This is a genomic window from Orrella sp. 11846, assembly GCF_048820935.1.
In the GTDB taxonomy this organism is placed as follows: domain Bacteria; phylum Pseudomonadota; class Gammaproteobacteria; order Burkholderiales; family Burkholderiaceae_B; genus Algicoccus.
In genome coordinates, this window is record NZ_JBMERD010000028.1 from 1 (window position 1) to 14214 (window position 14214).

Below are 14214 nucleotides of genomic sequence, written 5' to 3' on the forward strand. Positions count from 1 at the left end.
GCTTGATGTATTAACTGGTCGTTCAAATCTTGTCCTGCTGAGTTAGCGACTCGTCTGCCAGCTTTTTCTCCCAAGCCCAAGCGTGGCGGATGATGGTTTCCAGATCCGAATACTGAGGCTGCCAGCCTAGTTCACGCCGAGCCAGAGTGGCATCGGCGACCAGCGTTCCCGGGTCGCCGGGACGGCGCTCACCCTCCTCCACGCTCAGCTCGCAGTCATCCTCGGCTACCACGCGCTCCACCGCCTCGATCACCTGCTGTACAGAGTAGCCCTGGCCATTGCCCAGGTTATAGGCCAGCGCCCCTTGCTTCTCGCCGCGCACCAGCGCCTCAAGCGCCAGGGCGTGGGCACTGCACAGATCCTCAATATGAATGTAGTCACGAATGCAGGTGCCATCCTCGGTGGGATAGTCGCGGCCGAACACGGTGATAGCCTCGCGCCTGCCCGAAGCAGCCTGCAAGATCAACGGAATCACGTGGGTCTCCGGATCGTGACACTCGCCCAGTTCGCCCTCGGGGTCCGCCCCGCAGGCATTGAAGTAGCGCAGGCACACTGAGTTGAGGCCGTGAGCAGCATGGAAATCCTGCAGCATCCGCTCCACCATCAGCTTGCTGGCTCCATAGGGGTTAATAGGCTGCTGAGTATGCGCCTCATCAATAGGCACATACTCCGGCTCGCCGAAGGTCGCCGCGGTGGAGGAAAAGATAAAGTGCTTCACCCCGTGGCGTACCATCACCTCCAGCAGGTTAAGGGTATTGGCCACGTTGTTGCGGTAGTACTTGCCCGGGGCCTGCATAGATTCACCCACCAAGCTAGCAGCAGCGAAGTGCATGACACCGTCGAAGCGGTACTCGCAAAATAGCTGCTCCAGCAGCGCGGTATCCGCCAGGTCTCCCACCACGAGCTCGCCGTGCCGGGCCAGCTCGCGAAAGCCGGTGGTGAGGTTGTCCAGCACCACCACCGAGTGGCCGGCCTGAGCCAGCTGCTTGACCATGTGGGAACCGATATAGCCGGCGCCGCCTACTACCAGAGTCGTCATGCGTTACTCCATCAAGTCCCTGATCGCCTGGCGCACCGTGATCCCCTCACTCTCGGTCCAGGTGCCCCAATCCGCCACCTCGCTCCAACCACTCAGGAACACGAAATCCAACCCCACAGCATTGGCCGCCTGATAGTCGTACTTACTATCACCTAGAAACAGGGCGGGCTGCTGGATCGTACCCGAGGCAAGCTCACGAGCCAGGATTTCATCCTTAGTATCCGGGCTGCCGAAGATGCCGCCGTCGAACCACTCAGCGATGCCACGCTGGGCAAACACATCACGCAGCTCGGTCTGGTCGCCGCCGGAGACAATCAGCCATCGAGCACTGGGGGTCTGCTCGCGCAGCGCTTCCAGGCCTGGGGCCACCTCACAGCTCGACAACCCTTCGCGCACATACCCGGCATAGGCTTGCAGCAGCGCCTCCAGGTCGGGGAACTGCTCGGCATGTACCGGGGCAATCTGCTCCAAGAAGTAGGCAAATTTCTTGTAGCGCGATACGCCGCCGTTGGCGACATGGTACTCGACCATGGCCTGAGCCGCGGCTTGACCGTAAGGCAAAGCGGCCTGATAGAAGGCGTCGGTCTTGACCTTGTTGGAGTCGAGTACCACGCCATCGCAGTCGAAGACCAGGGTGGTGTAGTCAGTCACAGGAAGGCCCAGGCTCACGGTGTCACCAGTCCTTTTTCCACCAAGCTCTCTGCGATGATGAAGTCTTCAGGCCAATCAATATCGAAACTAGTGAACTTGTCCAGATCGTAGAGATAAGGCCGCCGGCCAATACGATCATCCAACTCACGATAGAGGCCTGCAGGGGCCAAGAAGGCACCGCTGTTCACCTCATGTACCGGTGCCAGGGTCTGGGTGCGTGGCCACTTTTCGATGGTTCGGTCATAGTTCATGGGCTGCTCATCCTGCCAGAGAAACCCGTGAATCGCCGTAGTGGTCATCAAGGAGTCATAGCCCTGCTCGCACTGTTCCCAGTAGGCCCGGATCACGTCGTCATAGTGCTTAGCAGTGATGAAGGGTGAGGTCACATGGGTCCAGAGGATGTGGCCTTCGGGAATCAGCTCAAGCGCATGAGCGACGAGTTGATCCGTGCTGGTCGCGCTCGATGACAGCGCCTCGACACGACGATGCATGCGTAGCCGGGGGTCAGCGAGTGATTCGGCATAGGCCAGAATATCGGCATCGTTCGTGGTCAACACGACCTCATCGATCCTTTCCGCTGCCAGTAGTTGACGCAACTTGATCTGAATCAGACCATGCTCATAGCCGGCAAAGGGCTTGATATTCTTTCTCACCACGCGCTGGCTGCCGGCACGACAAGGCAGGAAGCAGGTCACTTTTTTTGTCATGCACCCACCCCATAGACGCTCTTCTTGATGACATCGTAACGCGATGGCGTAATGGCAATGAGCGGAATCGTATCGTTGGCCTCTTGGAACTGCTGCACCACGAGGTTCATTTCCGTGTTGCGCGGATCTTCGCCCGGGTAGCCATCGAAGCCGGCCAGATAAAGCGTACGCGCCCCACCGCTGGCTGCGATCGCAAAGGCATAGGCCATAACGAGTGACGTTGGCGCTGTACAATGCGTGTCGGCAAACTCGAAACACTCTGCCTGAACGTTCAAGCCAAAATCCAAAACCTCCTTGTCCGCCAAGGAGTCACGCACATCCGCGGGCAGCATGGAGTACGGGGTGATCAGCGGCTGAGGCAGGCGCGTGTGGGCGTCGCAGTCCGCCAGTAGGCGCACCGGATGGCAGGCAACCCGCAGATCGATTAGTTCGGCATCGATAGCGCTTTGGGTGTTGAGAGCCAACACCAGCGGCTTATGGTCGCGGATATAGCGCTCCAGGGCCCCACGGTGGCGGGCGACGCCCGGCCCGGTCCCAAGCAGCAGCACCTCACGCCCGGCAAAGCGCTCCTTGGGCGACCACTGCCCAGTAGGCTCACCGCGATAGAAGTGGCGCGCCGCATCCAGGGTATTGAGGCTGAACTTCTTGCCCCCCTCCACCCGCAGGTGCTCAATCACCGCCAGCACGTCCTCCTCGCTGTAGCGGGAGTCGCTGAGCATCTCCTGAATATAGGTGGGGTGGATACCGTACTTACCCGCCAGGTAGTAGTAGGGGTTGGTGCCCCAGCCGTAGTGGGCCTGCATCGGCTTGAAGTGCTCACGCAGCAGCGTCATCAAGGGCACCATATTGACCGACTTGCCGCGGCGTTCGGCGATCTCGATGGCCAGCTCCTCGGTGCGAGCGTTGCCCGGCCCGCGGCCCATGCCAGTGACAGTGGAATCCACCCAGGTCACGCCCTCGTCCAGCGCCCGCAGGGTATTGGAGAGCGCCAGGCCCAGGTTGTCATGGGTATGGATACCCATAGGGCCCTTCCACTCGCTACGGAACCACTGGATGATCTGCGCGGCCTGGTCCGGGCTCATACTGCCCATGCTATCGGCGAAGTAGAGCGCATCCATCGGGTAGGCCTTGGCCTGACGAGCGAGCGCCTTCACTTCCTCTTCAGTACGATCCGCCACCTGCATCAGGTTGAAGCCAACCTGATAGCCACGCTCCTTCAGCCAGGTGACCGCCGGCAGCGCCTGCTCGAACTCATGCACGTGACAGGCGATACGCACCAGGTCCACGGGTGAATCCGCTGCCGCATTGGGGAAGAGTCGCTCCAGCGCTTCCTGCTGGGGCACTTCTCCCACCAACTCGTTGCCGTTGACCATCACGCCGACAGTCAGGCCAGCCGAGATCGTGAGGCTGCGGATAAACTCATCGGTGGTGAAGGCACAGGGGCCTTGGAACCCCTGGTTCTTCAGCGTGCGAAAGCCCAGCTCCACCACATCCACCCCGGCGGCCTGCATAGCGTCGAGGTATTGGTGGATCAGCTTGGGAGAGAAGTCCCAAGCATTGTAGTAGCCGCCATCTCGGAAAGTGCAATCTAAGAAACTATAATTTAAAATCACTTAATCCACCTTGTGCTTAACAAACACCCATCACTAATTAAAAAACAAGTAGAGAGAAGCATTAACAAGAAAAACACCTCTAAATCCTGAATTCAAGCAATAAGCGCAGCAGAACTGATGTAGTAACGTACCACCGTTTCCGCAGGCGCTCCCTCCCCTTCATGCCGGAATGATAGCACGACGCCAACGATTTTCAGATCCCCTACCTGTCACCGTAGTTGTCACCTAAGCGGAATGAGAGGTGAACAACATGCGTTACCCCGCAGAGCGTAAGGAAGCCATCCTCCGGAAGATGGCACCGCCCATGAGCATGACCATCCCGGAATTGGCCGAGCAGGAAGGCATCACGGCGACAACCCTCTACAATTGGCGGAAACAGGCCAGAGCACGAGGACAGGTTTTGCCATCACGTTCGACCCAGCCCGACCAGTGGACTAGCCAGGAGAAGTTCCAGATCGTCCTGGAGACGGCCCCGATGAATGAGGCCGAGCTCAGCGCCTATTGCCGTGAGCGTGGGCTCTACCCCGAACAGGTGGAGGCCTGGCGGGATGCCTGCATGAACGCCAACGATGATGCGGCAGCGCAGGCCAAGCAGCTCCGCCAGACGCGTAAGACAGAGCAAAAGCGGCTCCGCAAGCTGGAGCGCGAGCTGCACCGCAAGGACAAGGCCCTGGCCGAGACGGCGGCGCTGCTGGCCTTGTCAAAAAAGGCAGAGGCGATCTGGGGCACGACCAACGACGAGGACGACTGACCAGCCTCCCGGATCGCCAGCGCATCGTGACCCTGGTGCAAGACGCCCAGCGTGACGGTGCTCGGCTGGCCAAGGCCTGTCAGGTGATGGGCATCAACGTGCGGACCTACTACCGCTGGATCGCTGAGGGCGAGGTGACGGCTGACCGCCGCCTCGATGCCGATCGCCCGGAGCCGGCCAACAAGCTGTCACCCGAGGAGCGAGAGGCGCTCGTGGCGCTGTGCAACGCTCCGGAGTATCGGAGCCGCCCTCCAGCCTTCATCGTGGCCGATCAGGCGGACAAGGGCCGCTACCTGGCCTCTGAGTCGACGATGTATCGAGTGCTTCATGAATACGACCAGCAACACCACCGGGGCCGACAGCAGGCCCCGCAGCGTAAGCGCCTTCCGACTACACACCAAGCCACGGCGCCTAACCGCTTGTGGTGCTGGGATATTTCATGGTTGCCCGGTCCTGCGCGAGGCACCTGGTGGTATTTGTATCTGATCATGGACGTCTTCAGTCGCAAGATCGTTGGGCACGAGGTTTACGAGACGGAGACCGGCGAGCTGGCGGCCGAATTGATTCAAAAGGCCTGCTGGCGAGAACACCTGACAGGTCGTCGCAAGCCCTTGATTCTACACTCAGATAACGGCAGTCCGATGAAGGCGGCGACCTTCCTGGAGAAGCTCCATGACCTGAGCATCACCCCGTCATACAGCCGACCAAGGGTCAGCAATGATAATGCCTTCGCCGAGTCAGCCTTCAAGACGCTGAAGTACCGGCCGGGCTTCCCCGTCGACGGCTTCGCCACTCTGGCTGAGGCTCAGGACTGGGTCCAGCAGTTTACCGAGTGGTACAACCACGAGCACCGACACAGCGCCCTTCGCTATGTCACGCCAGGCCAGCGTCACAACGGTGAGGCCGAGGGCATTCTGGCACAGCGTCGGGAGGTCTTTGAGGCAGCGAAGCAGCGTCACCCGGAGCGGTGGGCAGGTGACATCCGGAAGCTCAGCCTGCCAGAGGTGGTGAATCTGAACCCCGAGAAAGAGCCGGTGCCGCAGGCAGCAGGATTTTAAAGAGCCAGAACCATTTCATGTGTCATCTATGTTGACAGACTCCGGATCCGGCCACTCGTAGCTAAGCTCTTGAAATTCTGAGGTAACATCGCTGATTACATGGTACCTGGACTCCTCCCTGCCCCGGTTCTTTTCGACCGTGACATAGGAATCTCCCGGGTAGTTCGCGATCACGCTTATCGGGAAGGCCTCCTCGAAAGCGGCGGCCAGCTTGGGCTGATTTTCCTTCACCGCCAGCAGGTAGTCGGCGCCTTTCTCACGGATCGATTGGGCGATTTTCTTCTGGCAGCCCATCGCATCAATGGTGACCAGGCAGCCGTAGAGATCCAGCAGCTTCAGCAGCTCGGGAATGGCCGTAATTTCGTTGCTTTTGTCTTCTGTCTTGATCTGCCCAAGCACCACACCGTTGTTGGCGGTGCTGAAGGCACTGACCATGTGTATGGCGGCCTTATCTTTGCCTCGGCAATAGGAGCCGCGCAGCGTCTTGCCATCAATCGCCACCACCGCCCCATCGGTGGCCTCATGACAGGCCTTCATCCAGTCGGCAAAGGCCTTCTGAAGCTGCGTGGCATTGATCAGTGCCATCACGCGCGCCAGGGTATCGTGGCTGGGGATGCCATCAGCAAAATCGCCGTACTGACGCAGAAAATCGAGCTTCGCGTGCCCAAAATCCTCTATCTCCTCCCATCCCTCTGCGCCGCAGATCACCGCACAGACCGTCAGAAAGAGGATATCTGACAGCTGATGGCGGATTTTCCAGGCCTGACGGAAGTCAGGAACGATCGATAAATGGTGCATCAATGAAGGCGTCAGCATGAGGGCCATCCGTGGAAAAATGCATTAGCGTTTCACGGTAGGCGGATTTCGATTGCCCTACAACCCCCGTCGTAGAGCGGTTTGTCGTGCATTTTCCCTGGGAATCTTGCCGAGCCCTGCGCTCTTGGCCTGGGCACGGTACTTGCTTCGCCGCTTGGGCTGGCGAAGGTGCTGCCAGAGGTCGCCACCGCGGGCCTTGTCATCCCAGAAATCCATTGGTGACTCACACTCCGGTGCCCGCCAATGGCGCCATGAACCCGCTGATCTGTTCCGGGCTCCACTCCTCGCGCAGCCGGTCAACGACGGCGGTGATCACGCTGGGCAGGCGCTTCGTCCACTTCCAAGCGGTGCGCCGGCGATCATCGCTGCGTGCCTAGGCCCTCTCAGGGTCGTAGCCTTCAGGAGCAGCGTTACGGCGAAGCTCACGGCTGACCGTGCTGTTGTGGATGCCAAGCTCTCTAGCGATCTGTCGCTGGCTCATGCCGACACCCCGTTGGGCATGAATCTGGTATCGTTGGGTCTGGGTCAGCTGTCGGTATCCCATGATCTGCTTCACTTTGGTCGGTAAAGCAGGGAGGGTACCGGCGCTGGCCCTCCTGCTTCTACCGTGCGGTCCAAAGTGCTGCGGTTATTCTATGAATCCAGGAATTAAATACTTAATATTGAGGAATAGGGTAGGCTGCCACTCCATGAAAATCCAGTTCCCCAGGTCCAGAAACCTTCAAGGTAAGTGCGCCATCTAGCACATGATTGTTGATTGATTTCGTCTGCCCGATGATTGACACCATTGTCATCATCAGGAGGACGACCCATGTCGATCACCAAACGCAATCGTGACTGGTGGAAGAATCACCTCGCACGCATCGAAAAAGAAAAAATTCCTACTAAGGTCTATGCCGACCGTGAAGATCTGTCCGCACAAGCGCTGTATAAATGGCGCAATTTCTTTAAGTCAGAACAAGCTCAAGGCCACCAACAGGTTGCAGTAACCAACTCCAAGTTTCTTTCCGTCACGGTGTCATCGATGGGAACGAGCTCGAATGCCCAGACAAACCGTGGCCACTGCCAACTCACGCTGCCTGGTGGTCTGCGCTTAGATATGGAAGCTTTGCCCAGTGCCCGATGGCTCGCGGAACTATCATTTGATCTTCAACGGGCGGGGTAATGATTATGCATCCTGGATACTCGCCCACATCAGTGTATTTGCATCGCGATCCGGTCGACTTCAGAAAGCAAATTAATGGATTGGCTGAGATTGTTGAAGGTGACATGCTACTCAACCCATTTGAGCAATCTCTGTACGTATTCATTAACCGGAATCGCTCAAACATCAAGATTCTATATTGGGACAAGAACGGGTTCTGTTTATGGCAAAAGCGTCTGGAACTCGATCGGTTTGCATGGCCTAAAGGTGAACAATTTGATGCCACTCATCAGATCGAATTACGGGAGTTGCAATGGCTGCTGGAAGGTCTAGATCCATGGCATAAAAACAGACATAATTCTTTGAATTATAAGACAATTATGTAACTATTTGTGCTATAATTACGTATGTCTGAAAGCAACATAAAACCCTCTTTCTCAGCTCTCAAAAAAGCGACTTCGAGACCCCTCGGTCGCGGTCTAAGCACATCCTTGAGCAATCAATTGCCAGAGGATGTGCAGGCGTTGATTGATGCCGCATTGATCCGTCAGCAAAAGGCATTTGAGGCGCAGATTGAGCAAACTGTGCAGCTGCGTGTTGAGCAAGAGATGCAAGCTCAAACCCGAGCATTGCAGGCTCAGTTGGAACAAGAGACCAAGGTCTTTCAGGCACGTCTGGAATCTCAGTTTGATGATCGCGTCAAAGAAGGGGTATTCCAGAAGGTCGCAGAAATTCTTGAGCAGTTAAGACTGGCTCGGCACCGTCAGTTTGGACCGAGCAGTGAAAGCGGACAAGGCACACTCTTTAACGAGGTTGAGCTGTTGGCTGGTGAAGCGGATGAGCAAGACGATGACGCTCAACCCATTGCGACACCGAAACGTAAAAAGCCACGCAAACCCAATGTGAAATACGGTGGTCGCGTTGCGCTGCCTGAAGATCTGCCCCGGGTAAAGATCTATGTTGATGTTCCCGAAGAGCAACGCATCGACGCCCTCGGTCGACCCATGGTTCGCATTGGGGAAGAAACCAGTGAGCAGCTGGATATCATTCCGATGCTGATTCGGGTTCTTCAAATCATTCGCCCCAAATATGCACCGATTGACGGCAATAGCTCGCCTGTGATCGCACCGGTTCTGCCAACACTTCTGCCACGCAGTAATCTGTCGGATGGCTTTATGGCCATGCTGCTGACCACCAAGTATGCCGACGGTTTGCCCCTGAACCGCTTTACCAAAGTGCTGGAGCGCAGTGGGGTGAAGGTCAGTCGTCAGACATTGGCTCGCAACGTCATCAAAGTGACCAAAGCTCTGCAACCGTTGGCGAACCTGATGCGAGACACCCTGCTCGAGGGTCCCATCATCCACATGGATGAGACCACAGTCCAGGTCCTCAAAGAAGAAGGTCGAGCTGCCACAAAGAAATCGTATATGTGGGCACACACTGGAGGACCACCTGGCCAATCGGTCGTCATGTTTGACTATGAACCGGCTCGAAGGGCGGGCGTGGCTTCGCGTTTGCTTGAAGGTTGGCAAGGTTACCTGATGACCGATCAATATAGCGGCTACAACCGAGTTGGCTCTAAGCCGGGTGTCACCCATCTGGCGTGCATGGCGCATGCGCGACGTAAGTTCGTCGATGCTCAGCGTGCGAGTGCGAATGGCAAGTCCACCAATGCGGATAAAGCGTTGAAATTCTTTGCTCGATTGTATCGTTTGGAAAAGCGAGTCAAAAACGCACCGGATGCCTTGCGCCACCGAGTTCGACAAAAGCTCAGCAAACAAACGTTGGATGAGATGCATGCTTGGATGCAAGATCTCTTGCCGACCGTTGCACATAAAGGCAAACTGGGTCAGGCACTGGCTTATCTGAACAACGCTTGGCCTAAATTGATTCGATATATCGAGCGCCCCGATCTGCCGATCGGTAGAGTCGAGATGTGGCGCGGTGGCTAGGTTCGGTACGCAGACGATCACCAAATCGGGGTGTCGCACTAATAAGCCGATTCCTGAGCTCCGTTTCCACATCCCGCTCATCGAACCGGACATGCAGATTTCCCGCATCCGGCTCTCTTTCGGGTCATCAAGCTTTCACATTCGAGAGGTCACTACGCGTTTGTAGACGGATCAGTCCCAACTTGTCGTATAGGTACTGGTCGGAGTATTGGCGGTACCCCGTTCCCCGTTTTCCTCGCCGCCGCATCAACCAGATTCGCAGACGTCGCGCTGTGTATTCGTCGATTAGGCGATACGCCTTATTGACAGGGCCTTGATTGAAATATCCTGCCCATCCCCGCAAAAGCGGATTTAGGCGTTCTATTCGATTTTCAGGTCCTAGTGCATTCCAGCGTGATGTCGTCATGTCGTGGATTTCTTTCATCACCCGTTTGATGGCTTTTCGGGACGGTGCGGTCCCCCAGTAGGGTCGTCCGTCCCGTCCGTAGAAGCGACCAACGGTGTAACCAAGAAAGTCGAAGCGTTCATCTGGCAGTTTCACCAGCCGCGTTTTCTTCTCGTTAACCGTTAGGCCTAGCTTTTGCATCAAATGCCGCATCACGATCATCGCCTGTTCTCCGTATCCCTGTTTGCACAGAATCACAAAGTCATCAGCGTAATTCACCACCTCTGATCTCAGTTTGTGGTCATATCCTCGCCCATACCATGCCAGCATGAAACGCCGGAAGTATAGGTTCGCCAGTAATGGCGAAATGATGCCGCCTTGGGGTGTTCCCCGATGCGTATCTTTTGCTACGGTGGTGCGTTCCTCATGCCAGCGGCCTTTGCGCTCAATCACCGGAGTGTTCAGCCACTCACGAATAATTCCAAGCACTGTACCGTCTGCCACGCGACGAGCCACACAACGCATCAGATCACCATGGGGAATGGTGTTGAAATAATCCGAGAGATCCGCATCAACGACTTCTCGAGCGCCCCGCTTCACAATACCGAAGTGAATGCGTCGAAGTGCCATCTTTGCGTCAACTCCCGACCGAAAGCCATATTGCCAAGGATATAGATCCACCTCAAAGATGGGCCCAATCACCAGCAGTACGGCAGCTTGAACAACTCGATCCCGCACACACGGAATTCCAAGTGGTCGCTCACCACCGTTAGCTTTCGGAATCCAAACACGAAGCAGGGGTTTAGGCCGATACTGCTTGGCTTTTAATTCCTGCTGCAATCTTTCCAGCCACTGCCCTCGCCCTTGGGCTTCAATCCGTTCGAATCGTTCTCCGTCTACCCCCGGCTACCGCGATTAGCGCGACACTTACGGTAGGCTTCTTCTAGAACATCCATCCGGCATACTTTGTCCCAGAGGCTGTAAAAGCGAGCGGTTGGTTCTCTCTTGGCTTTTGCCTGTAATGTGGTCTGTAGCGTCCGAACTGTTAATCTCAGAGTTGGTAGACTTGTGTCAATCCCCGTACTCTTGCTTCTTTCCATCATTTGTCCCGAAACAGGGGGCCTTTGCTCGACTGGCATTACCCAGCGTCATCACTACTACACCCCCATCCGCCATCCATGGGGCCAGTTCCATTCCTCACGGAATCACTGTTGCCCACCTGCCAAAGGTCGGCACCACCATGGACTTCCCTTGTTGCACGATTGGTCTGTGCTCTGCGTGCTGTCACCACTACCCCGGTGGAATCGCTAGACGCATATCACGCTCACTTCTCTAGCGACGGCGGTCTTCCTCGTTATTATGGCGAGTCGACTTCCACGACGATCTTTCGAGGCCTGCTCAGTGTTCACTCACGTTACGGCCCGCAGAGTCCGCTGGCTTCCTACGAAGCCTTTTCAGAGAGTGCTTCAACTCATTTGTTACCTCCTGAGCCGCCCCCTGTGCTTCCGGCCGGAGCGAGAGTGGCCGGGTCGGGTTTGCACCGACCTACCAAATCGTGCCTTAGCAAGGCACACATAACAACCGTATCGAAAACTGCATTCGACCCTTTGTCGTCGGCAGGCGCGGCTGGCTCTTCTGTGACACCCCAGCTGGTGCACACGCCAGTGCCATGGTGTACTCGCTCATCGAAAATTGGGATAGGGGGCAGCTCTTGTGAACTGCACCCCTCCCACACCACCCGGCATGCGGGTCCGCACCGGGCGGTTCGAGAAGTTGAGGTCAGGATAGCCGGGGCAGACCTAACCTATCGAACCAATCTAAAGTCAGTACGCTATTGAGCAACATGCGACTATTGCGCCACCAGTGACGGTTATTTGCCGCCACTCGTTGAGCAACAATTTCGCTTGCGCCTAATGCTCGCAACTCCCTGAAGATTGTTTTACCACGCCGCCATTGTCTGAGTTGTATGGCTCTAAGCCGATGCCGTATCCATTCGTCTAGTTTTTGCCAGACGCCCGGAGTTTGTGACAGTCGGAAATAACCTTTCCACCCCAGTAAATAGGAACGTAGTTGTTCTACAACTTGTTGCATACTGCGCCCGCCAGTGCGTCGTGTCAATTGCCGGATACGCTGTTTAAACGTCTCCAGTGCTTTGGCAGCCACTTTGCATTTGACTACGCCTTTTGGGGCAACCCAGAAACTAAATCCAAGGAATTTGCGATTAGCAAATACACTCGTCACTGCGCTTTTTGTCTCATTGACCTTCAGTCGCAATCGAGCATATAACCGTCGCAATAGTTTCATCACTCGTTCACCCGCACGGCGACTGTGAACGTATACGTTGCAGTCGTCTGCATAGCGTGCAAAGCAATGACCTCGGCGTTCAAGCTCCTTGTCCACCTCGTCTAGCAACACATTCGCCAGCAACGGTGACAAAGGTCCCCCTTGTGGAGTCCCTTTCTGCCGCTCCATCACGACACCGTCATCCATGATGCCGCTATTCAGATAGGCACGAACCAGTCGGATAATGCCCGCATCTGGAACGCGCTTCTGTAAACGCTCAATCAGAATGTCATGGTTGACACGGTCAAAGAACTTCTCTAAGTCCACATCCACCACGATACGTCGCCCGGACTGCACATAGGATTGAGCCGCTAGGACCGCATCTTGTGCACGACGTCCGGGTCGAAAGCCGTAACTATGGTCGCTAAATGTTGGATCAAGCAAGGGTTGCAGAACTTGCAACAAGGCTTGTTGGATCAGTCGATCCGTCACCGTCGGAATGCCCAACTCACGTTGGCTACCATCAGGCTTCGGAATCAGCACCCGTCGCACCGGACTGGGCCGGTACGTCCCTGCTAACAGCGCTTGACGAATACTAGGCCAAGCTTTGACCAAGTGTTGGGCAGTTTGATCTATATCCAAACCATCCACACCGGCCGCACCTTTATTTGCCCGAACTCGCTTCATCGCCGTTAACAGATTCTCTCTCGTCAGGACTGCTTGCAGCAGCCCTAACCCTGTATGCGCCGTTTCATGGCGCGGACACCTCGTTTCCTCGCTGGTAGGATCACCAATGGCTTCACCATTGACTACGCCTTCCCGCTCCACTCGCGTGAACATCTGAGGCAGTACGAGTTGTATCGCCATATCGGGTCATACTCCTTCTCGTTCGGTCCTTCGCTGGGGCTCGTTGGCGGATTATTTGGCCTCGTCCCTGCAGCTACTATGACCTCTGCTGACTTCTCACTCCGGCGTCATGCCGTTACCCTTTCAGGATTAAGGTGAGATCTCCCCAGGTAAGAACGCATTCCTTCATCGCACAACCGCTGCATTTACGCCACTTCGCCTTGATCACGAGAGCTTCGTGGTTACTGGCCCACTCGCCCTGCTCAGCAGCGCCTTCTATGCAGTTCTTGTTCATCGGCTCACGATTTATGCTCCACGCTTCCTTTCCACACTCGGTCACCCTCATGCAGTTGCGTTTCACTTCATTCGCTGTGATCAACTCATGGCGGGACTTGCACCCGCAGGAATGCGCCCATGCTGGGCGCACCAGCCAAAGCCAATGGTCGTGAGCCCTATGCCTGGCTGTGCTATGTATTGGAAAAACTGCCATACGCTCAGAGTGTCGAGGACTACGAAGCCTTGCTGCCCTGGAACATTAAGCTCGAAGACCTTGCCGGCAATCTGGTTGCTCGTCAGAAAATGCGCTGACCGCTGAGCCTGCATCTGCCTCATCACCCCTGATTCCTCGAACATCAACAATCCCTGAGATCATCCGTGATTGCGGCTCATGCTGCAACCATGGGGTAGATGAGGCGTTTACGAGATAATGGTACAATTTAGCTCATGAGTTCAGCGCAAAACACCATCCCAACCGATTCAGTTTCCGGCACATTTGTGACCCAGGAACAGGTGGCTGAACTCGCAAAATCAAACCAACTACTGCAACAGAATAATCAGCTTTTACAGCAGCAGGTTGAGGCACTGACCGCGCAGGTCGCATGGTTCAAACAACAAATCTTCGGCTCAAAGAGTGAACGACGCATTGAGCCAGATGACACGCTGCAACTGAACTTGTTTGCTGATCTTGAA

13 protein-coding genes and 2 pseudogenes are annotated in these 14214 nt (G+C 56.0%); 7 read left to right on the plus strand and 8 right to left on the minus strand.

The annotated features are described in order from the left end of the window. Nucleotides 1-22: 22 nt before the first annotated feature. The 4 genes from galE to ACOI06_RS14145 are packed head-to-tail and all read right to left on the minus strand — an operon-like array spanning nt 23 to nt 4010. Nucleotides 23-1039 carry a UDP-glucose 4-epimerase GalE gene (gene galE / locus ACOI06_RS14130; RefSeq protein ID WP_420663241.1) on the minus strand — a complete coding sequence of 339 codons (1017 nt, stop codon included), beginning with the start codon at nt 1037-1039 and terminating at the stop codon, nt 23-25. 3 nt (nt 1040-1042) lie between these two features. Next, nucleotides 1043-1690 (minus strand): HAD family hydrolase, encoded by a 648-nt coding sequence (locus ACOI06_RS14135; RefSeq protein WP_420663242.1) that lies wholly within the window; start codon nt 1688-1690, stop codon nt 1043-1045. 14 nt (nt 1691-1704) lie between these two features. Then, on the minus strand, nt 1705-2397 hold the full coding sequence (locus tag ACOI06_RS14140; protein ID WP_420663243.1) for a cytidylyltransferase domain-containing protein: 693 nt from the start codon (nt 2395-2397) through the stop codon (nt 1705-1707). After that, entirely contained in the window at nt 2394-4010 is a 1617-nt protein-coding gene (locus tag ACOI06_RS14145) for an aldolase catalytic domain-containing protein (protein WP_420663244.1), read from the minus strand. Before ACOI06_RS14145 ends, ACOI06_RS14140 begins: the two co-directional genes overlap by 4 nt. Before the next feature lie 250 nt (nt 4011-4260). Here ACOI06_RS14145 and ACOI06_RS14150 point away from each other — a divergent pair. Continuing rightward, nucleotides 4261-5819, plus strand: a protein-coding gene (locus ACOI06_RS14150; RefSeq protein ID WP_420663252.1) for an IS3 family transposase whose coding sequence is annotated in 2 segments (ribosomal slippage) — nt 4261-4737 and nt 4740-5819 — 1557 coding nt in all. Because the reading frame shifts where the segments join, the coding sequence is not laid out codon by codon here. A gap of 15 nt (nt 5820-5834) precedes the next feature. On the opposite strand, the gene ACOI06_RS14155 is transcribed toward ACOI06_RS14150, so the two are convergent. Further along, nucleotides 5835-6635, minus strand: a complete 801-nt coding sequence (locus tag ACOI06_RS14155) for an ISAs1 family transposase (protein ID WP_420663245.1) — start codon at nt 6633-6635, stop codon at nt 5835-5837. Nucleotides 6636-7008: 373 nt separating this feature from the next. Then, nucleotides 7009-7179 (minus strand): helix-turn-helix domain-containing protein, encoded by a 171-nt coding sequence (locus ACOI06_RS14160; protein WP_420663246.1) that lies wholly within the window; start codon nt 7177-7179, stop codon nt 7009-7011. 267 nt (nt 7180-7446) lie between these two features. Between ACOI06_RS14160 and tnpA the strand changes: the two genes are divergently transcribed. The 3 genes from tnpA (at nt 7447) to tnpC (ending at nt 9731) form a co-directional block, all read left to right on the plus strand. Then, a complete protein-coding gene (gene tnpA, locus ACOI06_RS14165; protein ID WP_420663247.1) occupies nt 7447-7800 on the plus strand; it encodes an IS66 family insertion sequence element accessory protein TnpA in 354 nt (117 codons plus the stop codon). Beyond that, entirely contained in the window at nt 7800-8165 is a 366-nt protein-coding gene (gene tnpB / locus ACOI06_RS14170; RefSeq protein WP_420663248.1) for an IS66 family insertion sequence element accessory protein TnpB, read from the plus strand. Before tnpA ends, tnpB begins: the two co-directional genes overlap by 1 nt. Before the next feature lie 105 nt (nt 8166-8270). After that, a complete protein-coding gene (tnpC, locus tag ACOI06_RS14175) occupies nt 8271-9731 on the plus strand; it encodes an IS66 family transposase (RefSeq protein WP_420663249.1) in 1461 nt (486 codons plus the stop codon). Nucleotides 9732-9858: 127 nt separating this feature from the next. Here tnpC and ltrA (ACOI06_RS14180) read toward each other — a convergent pair whose 3' ends face one another. Beyond that, the gene (gene ltrA / locus ACOI06_RS14180; protein ID WP_420663253.1) at nt 9859-10992 is read right to left on the minus strand and encodes a group II intron reverse transcriptase/maturase; all 1134 of its coding nucleotides are present in this window, start codon (nt 10990-10992) and stop codon (nt 9859-9861) included. Nucleotides 10993-11692: 700 nt separating this feature from the next. Here ltrA (ACOI06_RS14180) and ACOI06_RS14185 point away from each other — a divergent pair. After that, nucleotides 11693-11806: pseudogene (locus ACOI06_RS14185) on the plus strand (IS66 family transposase); the annotation flags it as partial. Nucleotides 11807-11895: 89 nt separating this feature from the next. On the opposite strand, the gene ltrA (ACOI06_RS14190) reads toward ACOI06_RS14185, so the two are convergent. Further along, a complete protein-coding gene (gene ltrA, locus ACOI06_RS14190) occupies nt 11896-13266 on the minus strand; it encodes a group II intron reverse transcriptase/maturase (protein WP_420663250.1) in 1371 nt (456 codons plus the stop codon). 408 nt (nt 13267-13674) lie between these two features. On the opposite strand from ltrA (ACOI06_RS14190), the pseudogene ACOI06_RS14195 reads away from it, so the two are divergent. Further along, nucleotides 13675-13833 (plus strand): annotated as a pseudogene (locus ACOI06_RS14195) (transposase domain-containing protein); the annotation flags it as partial. 135 nt (nt 13834-13968) lie between these two features. Then, the coding region (locus ACOI06_RS14200) for a transposase domain-containing protein (RefSeq protein WP_420663251.1) at nt 13969-14214 on the plus strand (246 nt) is incomplete at its 3' end.